At 34.7% G+C, this 14,211-nt stretch carries 11 protein-coding genes; 4 read left to right on the top strand and 7 right to left on the bottom strand.

Translation table 11 applies throughout. From position 1 onward, the window contains the following. Nucleotides 1-117 precede the first annotated feature (117 nt). On the top strand, nt 118-2,385 hold the full coding sequence (locus E0H99_RS14845) for a M1 family metallopeptidase (RefSeq protein ID WP_131997271.1): 2,268 nt from the start codon (nt 118-120) through the stop codon (nt 2,383-2,385). An 84-nt stretch (nt 2,386-2,469) separates the two neighbouring features. Here the strand turns inward: E0H99_RS14845 and E0H99_RS14840 are convergent, their stop codons facing one another. Next, a complete protein-coding gene (locus E0H99_RS14840; protein ID WP_131997268.1) occupies nt 2,470-3,510 on the bottom strand; it encodes an agmatine/peptidylarginine deiminase in 1,041 nt (346 codons plus the stop codon). Nucleotides 3,511-3,695: 185 nt separating this feature from the next. Here E0H99_RS14840 and E0H99_RS14835 point away from each other — a divergent pair, with 185 nt between their 5' ends. Beyond that, complete coding sequence (locus E0H99_RS14835) at nt 3,696-5,222, top strand: choice-of-anchor I family protein (protein WP_131997265.1); 1,527 nt, start codon at nt 3,696-3,698, stop codon at nt 5,220-5,222. Between the two features lie 80 nt (nt 5,223-5,302). On the opposite strand, the gene E0H99_RS14830 is transcribed toward E0H99_RS14835, so the two are convergent. Next, nucleotides 5,303-6,190 carry a carbon-nitrogen hydrolase gene (locus tag E0H99_RS14830; protein WP_131997262.1) on the bottom strand — a complete coding sequence of 296 codons (888 nt, stop codon included), beginning with the start codon at nt 6,188-6,190 and terminating at the stop codon, nt 5,303-5,305. Nucleotides 6,191-6,513: 323 nt separating this feature from the next. On the opposite strand from E0H99_RS14830, the gene E0H99_RS14825 reads away from it, so the two are divergent. After that, nucleotides 6,514-6,795 (top strand): hypothetical protein, encoded by a 282-nt coding sequence (locus E0H99_RS14825; RefSeq protein WP_131997259.1) that lies wholly within the window; start codon nt 6,514-6,516, stop codon nt 6,793-6,795. 74 nt (nt 6,796-6,869) lie between these two features. Here the strand turns inward: E0H99_RS14825 and E0H99_RS14820 are convergent, their stop codons facing one another. The 3 genes from E0H99_RS14820 to E0H99_RS14810 all read right to left on the bottom strand — a co-directional run bounded on the left by E0H99_RS14820 (nt 6,870) and on the right by E0H99_RS14810 (nt 9,935). Continuing rightward, nucleotides 6,870-7,274 (bottom strand): putative quinol monooxygenase, encoded by a 405-nt coding sequence (locus E0H99_RS14820; protein WP_205728698.1) that lies wholly within the window; start codon nt 7,272-7,274, stop codon nt 6,870-6,872. 137 nt (nt 7,275-7,411) lie between these two features. After that, the gene (locus tag E0H99_RS14815; RefSeq protein ID WP_131997256.1) at nt 7,412-8,605 is read right to left on the bottom strand and encodes a hypothetical protein; all 1,194 of its coding nucleotides are present in this window, start codon (nt 8,603-8,605) and stop codon (nt 7,412-7,414) included. 460 nt (nt 8,606-9,065) lie between these two features. Beyond that, nucleotides 9,066-9,935, bottom strand: coding sequence for a DUF808 domain-containing protein (locus E0H99_RS14810; RefSeq protein WP_131997253.1), 870 nt, complete (start codon nt 9,933-9,935; stop codon nt 9,066-9,068). A 203-nt stretch (nt 9,936-10,138) separates the two neighbouring features. Between E0H99_RS14810 and E0H99_RS14805 the strand changes: the two genes are divergently transcribed. Then, nucleotides 10,139-10,606, top strand: coding sequence for an OsmC family protein (locus E0H99_RS14805; RefSeq protein WP_131997250.1), 468 nt, complete (start codon nt 10,139-10,141; stop codon nt 10,604-10,606). A gap of 147 nt (nt 10,607-10,753) precedes the next feature. Here the strand turns inward: E0H99_RS14805 and E0H99_RS14800 are convergent, their stop codons facing one another. Together E0H99_RS14800 and clpB are read right to left on the bottom strand one after the other, a co-directional pair. Beyond that, a complete protein-coding gene (locus E0H99_RS14800) occupies nt 10,754-11,167 on the bottom strand; it encodes a hypothetical protein (RefSeq protein ID WP_131997247.1) in 414 nt (137 codons plus the stop codon). 402 nt (nt 11,168-11,569) lie between these two features. Continuing rightward, on the bottom strand, nt 11,570-14,173 hold the full coding sequence (gene clpB, locus E0H99_RS14795) for an ATP-dependent chaperone ClpB (RefSeq protein ID WP_131997244.1): 2,604 nt from the start codon (nt 14,171-14,173) through the stop codon (nt 11,570-11,572). Between the last annotated feature and the right edge of the window lie 38 nt (nt 14,174-14,211).

Genomic DNA, 14,211 nt, shown 5'->3' with positions numbered 1-14,211 from the left:
TTTTTAATTCTAATTAGGTTTAAGCTTGATTTTATTTATTTAAAATGGAATCTATTCTTTCTGAATAGTTTAAAATATTCTTTTTTTTCATTAATTTGTGATATAAATTTTAAGAAAATGAAAAACAGTCGCTTCAGAGTCATGCTATATTTGGCTTTATTATTAGGGTTTACGTCTATTTGGGCGCAACAAACCCCTGCAAATGTATCAAGTAACCCAATCTCAAATTATGATTATCATGATGCTTTTGCCCCATTTTTTTATTCAAAAAATGGAACAAGTACTCGTTCAGCAAGTGGGCAACCAGGGGCTGAATATTGGCAAAACAGAGCCGATTATCAATTGACGGCAAAATTGGATGAAAAAAAGAACGAAATTTCCGGAACAGGAATCATCACCTATACGAACAACAGCCCAGATAAATTGGCTTTTGTTTGGATGAATTTAGACCAAAATTTATTTAAAGCGGATTCCCGTGGAAATGCGGTTGTTCCTTTGACAGGAAGCCGAAATGGGGCTCAAGGCCAAATTTTTGACGGTGGACATAAAATAAAATCAGTTAAAGTAATTACTACCGTTAAAGGAAAATCTACTGAGGCTGAAGCTAAGTATGTAATTACGGATACCAGAATGCAGGTTTTTATTCCTGATGGATTGAGACCGAAAGGTGGTTCTGTTAAAATCAAAATTGACTTTTCTTTTATAGCTCCTTTTGAAGGTTCTGATAGAATGGGAGTTTTAGAAACTAAAAACGGAAAAATTTTCACCATAGCGCAGTGGTATCCACGTATGTGTGTGTATGATGATGTAAGAGGCTGGAATACTAATCCGTATTTAGGAGCTTCGGAATTTTACTTGGAATACGGTGATTTTGATGTGAGCATTACAGCGCCATCCAATCATATTGTAGTAGGTTCAGGAGAATTACTAAATCCTACAGTGGTTTATTCTTCTGTGGAGCAAAATAGATTGGCTCAGGCAAAACAAAGTGATAAAACAGTTTTTATCCGTACTGCTGCCGAAGTTGCAAATGCATCAAAAACACTTACTGCAACTACTAAAACGTGGAATTATAAAATTAAAAATGCCCGTGATTTTTCTTGGTCATCTTCAGCAGCATTTATTTTAGACGCTGCAAAAATAAATTTGCCTAGCGGAAAAAAATCATTGGCTATTTCTGTTTATCCTGTGGAAAGTGCCGGTGAAGCAGCTTGGGGACGTTCGACAGAATATACGAAAGCGTCAATTGAAAATTATTCTAAAAGATGGTTAGAATATCCTTATCCAGCGGCTACAAATGTTGCCGGAAACGAAGGTGGAATGGAATATCCAGGGATTGTTTTTTGTAGTTGGGAATCAAAAGGGGAAGATTTATGGGGAGTTACAGATCACGAATTTGGACACATTTGGTTTCCAATGATTGTGGGTTCAAACGAAAGAATGTTTGCTTGGATGGATGAAGGTTTTAATACTTTTATTAATTCATTGAGTTCTGTTGATTTTAATAATGGCGAATACAAAGATAAACCAGCTGATATGCACCAAAGAGCTGAAGTGTATACGAGTCCAAATCTTGAAACTATAATGAGTTCGCCTGATAATATGAAGGAAGCTAATATTGGTCTTTTAGCGTATTCAAAACCAAGTTCAGGATTAGTGATTTTGCGTGAACAAGTTCTTGGACCAGAGCGTTTTGATTTAGCTTTGCGAACGTATGTAGAACGTTGGGCTTACAAACATCCACAACCGGATGACTTTTTCAGAACGATTGAAAATGTTGCAGGAGAAGATCTGAGTTGGTTTTGGAGAGGTTGGTTCCAATACAACTGGCGTTTAGATCAAGGAATTAATTCGATAAAGTACGTGAAAAACGATCCAAAACAAGGAGTTGTAATTTCGATTGAAAACTTCGAAAAAATGGCAATGCCTGTAATGTTAGATATAAAAACCAAAAGCGGAAAAGTAAGTCGTGTTAAATTGCCGGTTGAAGTTTGGCAAAGAAATGTTGACTGGTCATTCAAACATAATTCTACTGAAGAAATCGAAAGTATTACTCTTGACCCGGATCATGCTTTGCCAGATAGTAATAAAGAAAATAATACTTGGACATCTGCCAATGGAATGATTGATGTTGACATTATCTTAGATGAATATTTAGGAACTTATTCTAATAAAAATGCTCCAATAAAAATTGTGTTTTCAGAAAAGAATAATGCTTTAAATGTTGCCATAACAAATTATCCATCATTTACTGTTGAACGTATTGAGAAAGATACTTTTAAGTCTAAACAAGCAGGAATTACATTTCAATTTAATGAAAGTAAAACTGGATTAGACATGATTTTGAGTGACGGGCAGAAAATACCGTTTACAAAAGACAAATAGTATTTTGACATACTAAAAAAGAAAAGACTTGTAGTAATTAAATCTACAAGTCTTTTTTATTTTTTTTATTTTTCTGTTCTAAATTTATGCTGGAATTTGCTGACTTAGGCAATGCAATGTTCCAAAACCCCAAATGAAATCAGTAGCGCTGATTCCGATGATTTCTCTATCCGGAAAACACTCCGAAAGGATGTTTAACGCTTTTCTATCATTACTGTCGTTAAAAGTAGGAACCAAAACACAATTGTTCAAAATCAGGAAATTTGCATAACTCGCCGGCAATCGCAAGCCATCAAATTCCAAACGTTTTGGCATTGGTAAGACCACAATTATTGGTGATTTACCATTTTCCAGTTTGGCGTTTTGCAAACGTTTTAAATTGTCTTGTAATGGTTTATAGTTATTATCTTTTGGATCTGTTTCTACAATAGTCACAATGGTGTCTTCGTTTACAAATCGGCATAAATCATCAATATGACCGTGTGTGTCATCGCCTTCAATTCCGTTACCTAACCAAATCACATTCGTAATCCCAAGATATTCCTTGAAAACCGCTTCGTAATCGGCTTTGGTGAAATTTTGATTCCGAACCTGAATATCAGGATGCATCAAGCATTCTTCAGAAGTTAGTAAAGTACCGCGTCCATTAGTGTCAATCGCACCGCCTTCAACAATTACCGGTTTTCCTTTGTATAGTACTTGAGTAACAGGAATATTTAGAAATTCGCCCACTTTTGCAGGAACAAACTTGTCAAGCTGAATGTTTTTATATTTGGCCCAGCCATTAAAATTAAAGTTTAAGGCTTCCCTTTTGGTTCCGTTTTTAACGATTATTGGACCCGAATCACGCATCCAGCTTCTATTGGTTTTATGAATGATGTACAAAACATTTGTTAGCGCAACATGAGCTGTTTCCAGCATGACATTGACTTTTTCTTTTTGGTTTTCATCTGCAACGACTAAAAAGACTTGTTCGAAAGTAGCCACTTTTTTAATAAATTCTACAAAAGCCCATTGAATCGCTTCATATTTCCCCGGCCAGTCTTTCCCATTGTGAGGAAAACACAGTAAAATTCCTTGTTGCTTTTCCCATTCAGCAGGAAATCTTCTATTATTTGTAGTCATAAAGCGTTTCTAATTATAAAGACTGCAAATATAAACATTCAGTAGGATTTTAAAATAGTTAGCAACCATTCATTTTGGGTAACTCATAAATTTATAAGAATAGTTTTGGTAATGATTATATAATATTGAGTTAATTCTTGTCGGGTTTCAGCTAGTTATTTTTGAAAAAAATTAAAAATACAGTTATGAAAAAGTATGGTATTACAATACTAGCGGCAATTATGGTATTGTCAAGTTGCGAAAATGACTCTAATAAAGAGGATACACCTGAATTGGTTGTAAATGAAAATGCTGCAACTTTCAAAGAAATTGGTTCCATTACTATTGGTGGTGCAGGAGCAGCAGAAATAAGTGCGTATGATGAAGTTTCTAAAAAGTTATTTACCGTAAACAACAGTAATACAAATAGAATTGATGTTATTGATTTATCTAATCCGTCAAGTCCAGTTTTTGTAACAAGTATCGATTTGACACCATTTAATGGTGCTTCAAACAGTGTTGCAACATATAATGGTAAATTGGCAGTTGCATTAGAAGCAAAACCAAATAGACAAGATGCAGGGAAAGTTGTTGTTTTTGACACCGCTAATTACAGTGTCATTAAAGAAATTATGGTTGGCGCTTTACCGGATATGATTACTTTCTCACCTGACGGAAATTATATCATGACTGCTAATGAAGGAGAGCCAAATGATACGTATTCGATTGACCCAGACGGTTCTGTTTCTATTATTGCGGTAAACAGTAATTATGCGGTGACGACTTTAAATTTCGGAAGTTTTAGCAGTCAATTGAGTACACTGAAAACAAAAGGATTCAGAATTGCAAGTCCAACAAATAATTTTGCCTCTGATATTGAACCGGAATACATCACGATTTCTGCTGATTCAAAAACGGCTTGGGTGACTTTACAGGAAAACAACGGGGTGGCTAAAATTGATTTGGCAACTAAAACGATTACAAATATTTTTCCGTTAGGTTACAAAGATTACAATCTTGCCGAAAATGCTATAGATATCAGCGATAAAGATGGTAGTGTTTTAGCTGGTATCTGGAAATTGAAAGGAATGTTTCAACCGGATGCGATCACTAATTTCGAAATCAATAAAATCCCTTATTTTGTTACTGCAAATGAAGGAGATGCTAGAGAATACAGTGCTTTTGTTGATGTAAAAAGAATCAGCAGTTCCTCTGTTCTTCTGGATCCAATAGCATTTCCAAATGCCGTAGCTTTAAAGGCCGAGGCTAGCATGGGAAGATTGAATATCAATACCAAAATGGGTGACACGGACGGTGATGGTGATTTTGACGAATTAGTTTCTTTTGGAGCCCGTTCTTTTTCAATTTGGAATGGAAATACAGGAGAAATGGTATTTGACAGTAAAAATGAATTAGACAAGAAAGCGCAAGAATTTGGTGTGTATGATGATACCAGAAGTGATGATAAATCTGTTGAACCAGAATCAGTTGTGGTTACTAAAATGGGCGATAAAACGATTCTTTTTGTTGGATTAGAGCGAGTAGATGCGGTTATGGTATATGATGTTACCAATCCTGCGGCCCCAAAATTTTTGCAGGCTTTCAAAACAGGAGATGCTCCAGAAGGATTGCTTTTTATTCCAGCTTCGAAAAGCCCTAACAAAAGAAGTTTAGTGGTGGTCAGCAGTGAAGGGGATGGTGTTGTTAAAATATTCCAACCAGATTTGAATTAGATTTAGAAGTTTATTTTAAATAAAAATCCCTGCTAAGAATTATTTCTCAGCAGGGATTTTTTTAATCATATAAAGACGATTTAGTCGATTGCTCTCTTTGTAATATCACCAAAAGCGTCTATTCTTCTGTCTCTAAAGAAAGGCCAATTCTGACGTACATTTTCTTGTAAATCTAAATCCACTTCGGCAATCAGAATTTCTTCTTTGTCGTGTGAGGCTTGCGCCAAAATTTCGCCTTGCGGACCCGCAATAAACGAAGATCCCCAAAACTGGATTCCAGCCGTATCAGGTAAGTATTGCTCTAAACCGATTCGGTTTGCTGCTGCAACATAAACACCATTGGCAACTGCGTGGCCTTTCATTACACTCATCCAAGCGCCATGTTGGTTTGTACCATATTCATCTTTTTCTGCTGGATGCCAACCAATTGCTGTTGGGTAAAATAACACTTCGGCTCCTTGTAAAGCAGTCAAACGAGCCGCTTCGGGATACCATTGATCCCAACAAATTAATGTTCCAATTTTTCCTTTTTGAGTTGGAATCGTTTTGAAACCTAAATCACCAGGCGTGAAATAGAATTTTTCATAAAAATGAGGATCATCAGGAATGTGCATTTTACGGTACAATCCTGCTTCCGAACCATCCGTATCAATGATGTACGCACTATTATGATAAATTCCTGCCATTCTTTTTTCGAAAAAAGGAACAATAATTACCACACCTAATTCTTTTGCCAAAGCGCTAAAAGCAATAAACGAAGTACTGTACAATGGTTCTGCCAAAGCAAAATTATCTACATCTTCACTTTGACAAAAATAATGACTGTTGTATAATTCCGGTAACGAAATAACTTCGGCACCAAGGTTGGCGGCATCACGAACCCAACTTAAACATTTTTTTAAGTTGTTTTCGGCAATATCATTAAGATTCAATTGAATGACCGCTATTTTGTATTTCTTGTTTGGCATGACTAAAATTTTAGACTGCAAAAATAGTGAATTTTATAAAGAGTAGAAAATAGGGGTAATGTGTTTTTTAGGTTTTAAATAGTCTGTGTATATTGAATAGGATTTTTAAGAACTATTCTGAAGCTGTGAGCATTTGTCAAAATAGATATAAATAATATTTACCAATTGTATCAAGACTTTGAGCAAAGAAAAAATTAATATAAAATTGGCATTAACAAAATCAGGAGGTTTTATTTTTGTATATTGTATTATAGTTAACAAAACGGGTTAAGTTTTTGCTCTGCTACAATAGTGTAATTTATAATTCATTAAATTTTACAATTATGACAGAAGAATTCAAAATCATCGATAAAGAAGACATAGCTCTTCTTAAATTTCCGACAACAGATGTTCTTGACGATGTGGACGAAATAAAAAAGAGAATAAGCGATATCAATAGGGCTTTATCATTGGGTAATTTAGAGCATTCAAAAATTAAAATTTTCTTTGAAGATGACGAATCCAAAAAAATAGTAGATACTACGGTTTGGGGAGTTACAGACAAAAATGTTATGCTAAAGCAAGGTGTGATGATTCCAATTCACAGGATTTATAAGTTGTTCTAGTGTAGTATTCTTTAATTATTTGGAATGCTTCTTTTCACAATTAGCGGTATCGCTAAGAGTTGTTTTTTTACGGATTATTTATCCATTTTATTTGCCGAGCCAATTAGGGTAACATCTACAAGTTCCAGAGATTTAACCATATCTTTAACAGTCTCCTTGTATTTTTTAAAATGAGTTGTTTCTATGTGTAATTTGTATGCCGTTGTATCAGCATATATTTCAAGTATTGTGATGTGTGATGGTTCGGTTTTGTCCGCAACGGCGTAATAAGTTAACACTCCTGGCTCAAGACGAACTGCAGTAGTCATTTGTTCTTTTAACGCAATAGTATACTTGTCCAATTGCAATGGATCAACTTTAATTTTTGCCAATCTTACCATTTGAATTTTTTCCTGAGCCACAGTATTTGTACTAAAGGAAAGTATAAATAAGGTGACTATTGCAGTTAGCAATTTATGGGTTGGTTTAAATGTTTTCATATTTATTGTGTTGAAGTTTAAATTATAATAGTCAAGATTCCTTTTTGATATTTGTCAATAAGCTGATGCTTATGTTCGTGTTCACGAGCGGTTTTTAGGTTTTAAATAGTTTGCGGATATTTCTTATTTTGATTTTCTCATGACAACCCCGAAGTCGGGAGACTTCGGAGAGGTCTTTTTAATTCAGTTTTTAAAAGTGATAGTAAAATTATATTGTCAATAATGCAAAATAATTTCAAACAATTTTCCTCTGTAAAATAAATCTCTTTTACTTTTCCGTGAACTATTATATTTCTTTGTGGAGTAATTGAGCTACCTGTGTATTTTTTCCCTTTGTTAATATATGGAAACCAAGTTTTGAAATATGTTTTATGTATGTTTTTAATAAAAATATTGGTTAAATATTTTGTCATTTCGGTATTGAAGCTTTCATTAACTATTATTTCTCCAAATTGAATAAATCTATCTTTTAAATATGATTTAGGTACGATTTTTTTCCTTTTTATATGTTCAGTTATTAATCCTTCAATTTGAGGAAGTAAAACGTAAATAGTAGAAATGTAGTCATTATTTTGAAAATTTTTCACGCAAATTTCTAAAATATTATATATTTTACTAGATAGAGAAGCACATTTCCATCTTTCCATCATCTTTTCTAAAAGTTTATTGTTTTTAAACATTTCGCATATGAATTCATTTACATTATCCATATTATTTAAAACTTCTGTCTGCCTAATCATTTCTGAATAAGGTTGCGGGAAAAGAGAAATTGTCGGTATCCAACCATTATTTATAAGTCTTGAAATACCAATCGATTTTTTTAATTTTAAATCTTTTATGTTTACGTGACCTAAAAATGTTGTTTTATTGTAATTTTCTGCTAATTTTTTCCCAATAACTTTATATTTATTTTTTCTTTCAATTGTTTTATAAAATCGGATATCTGAACATATTTTTTTTGTCCATAAATTTGTTGACCAATAATTTTTAGTTGTAAAATCATAAATAAAAAATATAAAATCAAAGTAATATTTGTCTTGATATTTTGGAATATTTATATTACAAATTTCTCTAATATCAATATTTGTAATTTTCTCACCAATCACTGCACCTTTTGGTCTTTTGTGAATTATATCAAATACGATACTTTGATTAAATGAAAAATCTAATCGAAGGCTGTTATCTTTTTCTTTTACTAAATAAATTATGCAAAAATTAAAGGGTTCAATTTCATTTGGATATCTTTTATTATATTCTTTTCTAGCCAATTCTAAACTACTTTCTGGAGTAAAATTAAAATTAAAAGTATTTGTATTGAATTCCCTTTTCATATTTTTTTTCGGTTGTTTCTGCCTGTTCGAGTTTATGTCGCACAACTTACATATACTCGCTGTAAAGTAGCGACTATACAATCGTAATTGGGTAGATTTTCGCTACTTTATTACGATACAGTAAGCAAATATATAAAATTTTCTTACAAATTATTTATCAACTTTTTTATTCCAATATGATTTATAACAGGATATAACTTTAATAAAGCACTTTTTTCGAAAACTTTATTCTTGAAAAAACTCGTTGTATAATAGCCCCGATGGGAGCAAGTATCCTTTTTTATAAATGTAACCCGAGAGGGTTGCGTTTATAAAAAGATACTGCGGACAGCGGGACAACTCGTGATGAAAAATTAGAATAGTTCTGCTGCTAAAAAGGCATAAAAAAACACCAGCCTTTCGACTGATGTTCTCCTTGTTTTTTAATTATGTATACAAATAAAGTGTATTCAATTGTTGCTTACTTTTTGCCAATTATCTTTTTGAACAGGGTTACCATTCCCAAAACAATTCCCCCGATTAGAAGTCCGATTATAAATTCGGTTACGATGGCCGGTAATTGTGGTAATACATGATGTAAGAAATCGATATTATGTACAAATATGCCGCCTGCCACTAATATCAAGGCGATAGTACCTATGACAGATAAACTTTTGATGACCTTTGGCAGTGCTTGTACCAGTATATTTCCTAAAGTTTTTGTGAAACTGCGTTCTTTGGTACTCAGTTGAATCAGTTTTAAACCTGCTTCATCCATTCTTACAATTAGGGCTACAATGCCGTAAACACCTACGGTTGCTATTATTGCAATGATGGAAACAACCATAATCTGAGATAAAATGGGTTTTCCAATAACGGTACCCAGCGCAATAATCACGATTTCTACGGATAAAATAAAATCGGTTACGATGGCTGATTTTATTTTTCCTTTTTCAAAGGCTAAAATTTGTTCTTCGGTCATCGGTTCCAACAAAATTTCGTGTTTTGCATGTTCGTGTGGAAAGAAGTATTCGTATATTTTTTCGGCACCTTCGTAAGCTAAATAAAGTCCGCCAAGTACTAAGATTATGATAACCGCCAAAGGGGAAAAAGCACTAAGCAGAAAGGCTATGGGTAAAATGATTAGCTTGTTTATGAAAGAACCTTTTGCAATTGCCCATAATACGGGTAGTTCTCTTGAGGAGATAAATCCGGAAGCTTTTTCGGCATTTACGGCTAAATCATCGCCTAAAATACCCGCCGTTTTTTTTGCTGCAAATTTACTCATTACTGCAACATCATCCATAATTGCTGCGATATCATCTAATAGTGCGAAAAAACCTGATGCCATTTTGATTGTTTTAGAAACTGTGTTGATTTTGGAATTGCTTTGCCAAAATTTGATTAATGCGTTTTGTTTGTTTATTGGTGCGAAGCTAAAACTTTTTTTATTTACTCTATTTATAAAACGAGTGAATTTTTAGTTAATATTCACCTAAAAACCTTTCTGTATAAGCGATACTGTTTTTAATTACTTTTGAAATAAAAATAATTATGGGATTCAAACATGTATTTAAAGCTAAATTAGATTGGTTTTTTTCCAAAAAGGAAGCGGCGACGTATACTAAAAGTCATACCATAACTATTGACGGTAAGGCTGTTCTACATATTTCGGCTGCTAAAGCTTTCAAAGGAGATCCAGCTTTGTACAATCCTGAAGACCTGTTATTGAGTAGTGTGGTTTCCTGTCACATGATGTCTTACTTGTATGTTTGTAAACAAAATGATATCGACGTGGTCTCTTATACAGACGAAGCAGAGGCAACTCTAGAGGTTTTGGCTGACGGTAGCGGTCGTTTTATTGCGATTAAACTGAATCCGAAAGTTCGTATTACTAACAAAGAAAAAATAGAGGAGGCGCTTAGCTTACATAAAAAAGCAAACCAACTCTGTTTTATAGCCAATTCGTGTAATTTTCCAATTGTACACTTTCCAATTTGTGAAATTGAAACTATAGATTAAAGTGGTTACGCATTTTTACTTTTTTTGGATACGGATTATAAAAATAGCAATTAAATCAGCCGGTTTACTCCTAAAAAACAGTATGGTATAAAAAAAAACACCAGCCATTCGACTGATGTTTCTATAAAATTTAATTATTAAAGCAAACTAGTTAATAACAATAGTATGAGTGATAAACTCCGTTTCAGATTTTCTGAATTTTAGATCATAACTTCCTTTAACCGTCGATTTGAATTTATAGGTTGTTGTTTTTGGTTCCGGTACCATTTTATCGCAAATATCAGATAAATATTTAGCTTCTACTTGTAACCCTTTTTCGGTTCCTATTGTCGCATCAATAAATTTATTGAAGTCTCCACAGCTATTGTCCACTTTAAAGACAACGTCCAAAGTGATGATTTCATCTATTTTTCCTGTTGTTGGACCTTTTACCTCTGTTACAAAAGCATTTTTTGTAATCAGTTGTGGAACGCTTTGTGCATCATCATCATTACTACAAGAAGTTAATGCTGTTGCTGCGAATAATACGAATAGAATCGATTGTAATTTGAATTTTTTCATAATAAAATTATTTGTTTATAATTATACTATAGATGTTTTTAAACAGGCATGGTTGCTTATCTAAACGTTAAATAATTTTTATTAGTTTTTAATTGTTTATAAATCAATAATTTATGTTTTTAATGTTATGGCTTTATCGGAATGGCAAACTAGAAAAAAATTCTACAAATAATTATGAAAATGATAGTTGTCTATAGCCCCGATGGTAGTAAGTATCCTTTTTATAAACGCTTTTAACCCTGTCAAAGTTTTTAATACTGAAAAGGTTGCGTTTAAAAAAGATACAGCGGACAGCGGGACAACTCGTGATGAAAATATATAAACGTTTTGCTCCTAAAAAAAATGAGCATAAAAAAACACCAGTCTTGCAACTGATGTTTTCATAAATTTAAAGTATTTGGATTAAGAGACCATTTCCGTCTGATTTCTAAAAACCAATTTTCCATCAAACGCATCGATCAAAACGATGCTGTCTGTCGTTATTTTTCCGGATAGAATTTCTTTGGATAATTCATTGAGCACATCTCTTTGAATCACTCTTTTCACGGGTCTCGCACCAAATTGCGGATCGTATCCTTTCTCAGATAAATAGGCAATGGCTTCTGGAGTGGCGTCCATCGTAATGCCTTGTTGCGCTAGCATTTTGGTAACATTTTTCAGTTGCAACCCTACAATTTGTGCAATATTTTCACTGGTAAGCGGCGTGAACATTACTATTTCGTCAATACGATTGATGAATTCCGGACGCACCGTTTGTTTTAGCAACCCAAGAACTTCTACTTTGGCGAGTTCGGTGGCGGCTTCTACACTTCCTTTTAAATTCTCGAATTTCTCCTGAATAATCTGGCTTCCCATATTAGAAGTCATAATTATAATGGTGTTTTTAAAGTCGGCCAAACGTCCTTTGTTATCTGTCAAACGTCCTTCATCTAATACTTGTAGTAAGATGTTGAATGTGTCCGGATGCGCTTTTTCAATCTCATCCAGCAAGATTACGGAATACGGCTTTCTACGCACGGCTTCGGTCAATTGTCCGCCTTCATCATAGCCCACGTATCCCGGAGGCGCACCCACCAAACGGCTTACGCTGTGGCGTTCTTGGTACTCGCTCATGTCGATACGGGTCATCGCATTTTCATCGTCGAAGAGGTATTCGGCTAAGGCTTTCGCCAATTCTGTTTTACCAACTCCCGTTGTGCCGAGGAAAAGAAAGGTTCCCACCGGTTTTTTCATATCCTGCAATCCGGCACGGCTTCGGCGCACGGCATCACTCACGGCCTGAATGGCTTCTTCCTGTCCTACAACTCTGTGATGCAATTCATCTTCCAGTTTCAGTAGTTTTTCTCGTTCACCCTGAAGCATTTTCATCACCGGAATTCCAGTCCATTTGGCAACCACTTCGGCAATGTCTTCGCGGGTAACTTCTTCTTTTATCAACGAAGTTCCGGATTGGTTTTCTTGTAATTCCTTGAGTAAAATGTCTAAACGTTCTTGGGCTTCCTTGATTTTACCATACCGAATTTCGGCTACTTTTCCATAATCACCGTCCCGTTCGGCACGTTCGGCTTCGTATTTAAAGTCTTCAATTTCCGTTTTTACGGCTTGAATATTATCGACTACATCTTTCTCTGATTTCCATTTGGCGTAGATTTCGTTGCGATCTTCTTTTAGGTTCGCCAAATCCATTCCTAGAATTTTCAGCTTACTTTCGTCTTTTTCTCTTTTGATGGCTTCAATTTCAATTTCCAACTGCATAATTTTTCGATCCAAAACATCCAGTTCTTCGGGTTTTGAATTGATTTCCATACGCAGTTTGGAAGCGGCTTCATCCATTAAATCAATCGCTTTGTCCGGAAGAAAGCGGTTCGTGATATAGCGTTGCGATAATTCGACAGCAGCAATAATAGCGTCGTCTTTGATTTGAACTTTATGGTGCGTTTCGTATTTCTCCTTGATTCCACGTAAAATCGAAATGGCACTTTCGGTATCCGGTTCTTCGACCATTATTTTTTGGAAACGTCTTTCGAGTGCTTTGTCTTTTTCAAAATATTTTTGATATTCGTCCAATGTGGTTGCTCCAATGGCGCGCAACTCTCCACGAGCCAACGCCGGTTTCAGAATATTGGCCGCATCCATAGCGCCTTCGCCACCGCCAGCTCCCACCAGTGTATGGATTTCGTCAATGAATAAAACAATATCGCCTTCGGCAGAAGTGACCTCTTTTACTACTGATTTTAATCGTTCTTCAAATTCCCCTTTGTATTTGGCACCGGCAATCAAGGCTCCCATATCAAGGGAATACACGATTTTATCTTTCAAATTATCAGGAACGTCTCCATCGACAATTCTATGTGCTAATCCTTCGGCGATGGCGGTTTTCCCCACTCCGGGTTCTCCCACCAACATCGGATTATTTTTAGTTCTACGGGTAAGAATTTGCAAGACTCTGCGAATTTCTTCGTCACGACCAATGACTGGATCGAGTTTACCAGCGCGGGCCAATTCGTTCAGGTTTTTGGCGTATTTATTTAATGAATTATAGGTTTCTTCGGCAGAGGCAGAGGTTACTCGTTCTCCTTTTCGCAATTCTTCTATGGCGGCTTTCAATCCTTTTCCGGTTACGCCTTGATCTTTTAATATTTGGGCAGTCTTTGTTTTAGAATCAAAAATTGCTAAAATTAAATGCTCTATAGAAACGAATTCATCATTCATTTTTTTGGCAATAATTTCCGCTTCGTTAAGGGTTGTGTTTGCGGTTCTGGAAAGCATAATTTCGCCACCGGAAACTTTTGGAAAACTCTGAATTGTACTGTCTAATATTTGAAGAAATAAAGGCACATTTACGTTCAGTTTTTTCAGAATAAATGGAGCCACATTTTCATCGACTTCAAAAATAGCCTTGAAAATATGTTCATTTTCTATTTGTTGTTGCCCATGGCTTTGCGCCAATTGTTGGGAAAGCTGAATGGCTTCTTGAGATTTAATCGTAAATTTATTTATGTTCATGATTTTATATTGTTTATGTTATTTAGCTAACTTTGCGA

Source organism: Flavobacterium sp. GT3P67, from assembly GCF_004349155.1.
GTDB classification, from domain to species: domain Bacteria; phylum Bacteroidota; class Bacteroidia; order Flavobacteriales; family Flavobacteriaceae; genus Flavobacterium; species Flavobacterium ranwuense.
This window is presented reverse-complemented; position numbering and strand designations above follow the sequence as displayed.

What these genes read in the sequence shown, in the direction of transcription:
- E0H99_RS14845 (WP_131997271.1), top strand. Translation starts at nt 118, where the DNA reads ATGAAAAACAGTCGCTTCAGAGTCATGCTATATTTGGCTTTATTATTA.
- E0H99_RS14840 (WP_131997268.1), bottom strand. Translation starts at nt 3,510, where the DNA reads ATGACTACAAATAATAGAAGATTTCCTGCTGAATGGGAAAAGCAACAA.
- E0H99_RS14835 (WP_131997265.1), top strand. Translation starts at nt 3,696, where the DNA reads ATGAAAAAGTATGGTATTACAATACTAGCGGCAATTATGGTATTGTCA.
- E0H99_RS14830 (WP_131997262.1), bottom strand. Translation starts at nt 6,190, where the DNA reads ATGCCAAACAAGAAATACAAAATAGCGGTCATTCAATTGAATCTTAAT.
- E0H99_RS14825 (WP_131997259.1), top strand. Translation starts at nt 6,514, where the DNA reads ATGACAGAAGAATTCAAAATCATCGATAAAGAAGACATAGCTCTTCTT.
- E0H99_RS14820 (WP_205728698.1), bottom strand. Translation starts at nt 7,274, where the DNA reads ATGAAAACATTTAAACCAACCCATAAATTGCTAACTGCAATAGTCACC.
- E0H99_RS14815 (WP_131997256.1), bottom strand. Translation starts at nt 8,605, where the DNA reads ATGAAAAGGGAATTCAATACAAATACTTTTAATTTTAATTTTACTCCA.
- E0H99_RS14810 (WP_131997253.1), bottom strand. Translation starts at nt 9,935, where the DNA reads ATGGCATCAGGTTTTTTCGCACTATTAGATGATATCGCAGCAATTATG.
- E0H99_RS14805 (WP_131997250.1), top strand. Translation starts at nt 10,139, where the DNA reads ATGGGATTCAAACATGTATTTAAAGCTAAATTAGATTGGTTTTTTTCC.
- E0H99_RS14800 (WP_131997247.1), bottom strand. Translation starts at nt 11,167, where the DNA reads ATGAAAAAATTCAAATTACAATCGATTCTATTCGTATTATTCGCAGCA.
- clpB (WP_131997244.1), bottom strand. Translation starts at nt 14,173, where the DNA reads ATGAACATAAATAAATTTACGATTAAATCTCAAGAAGCCATTCAGCTT.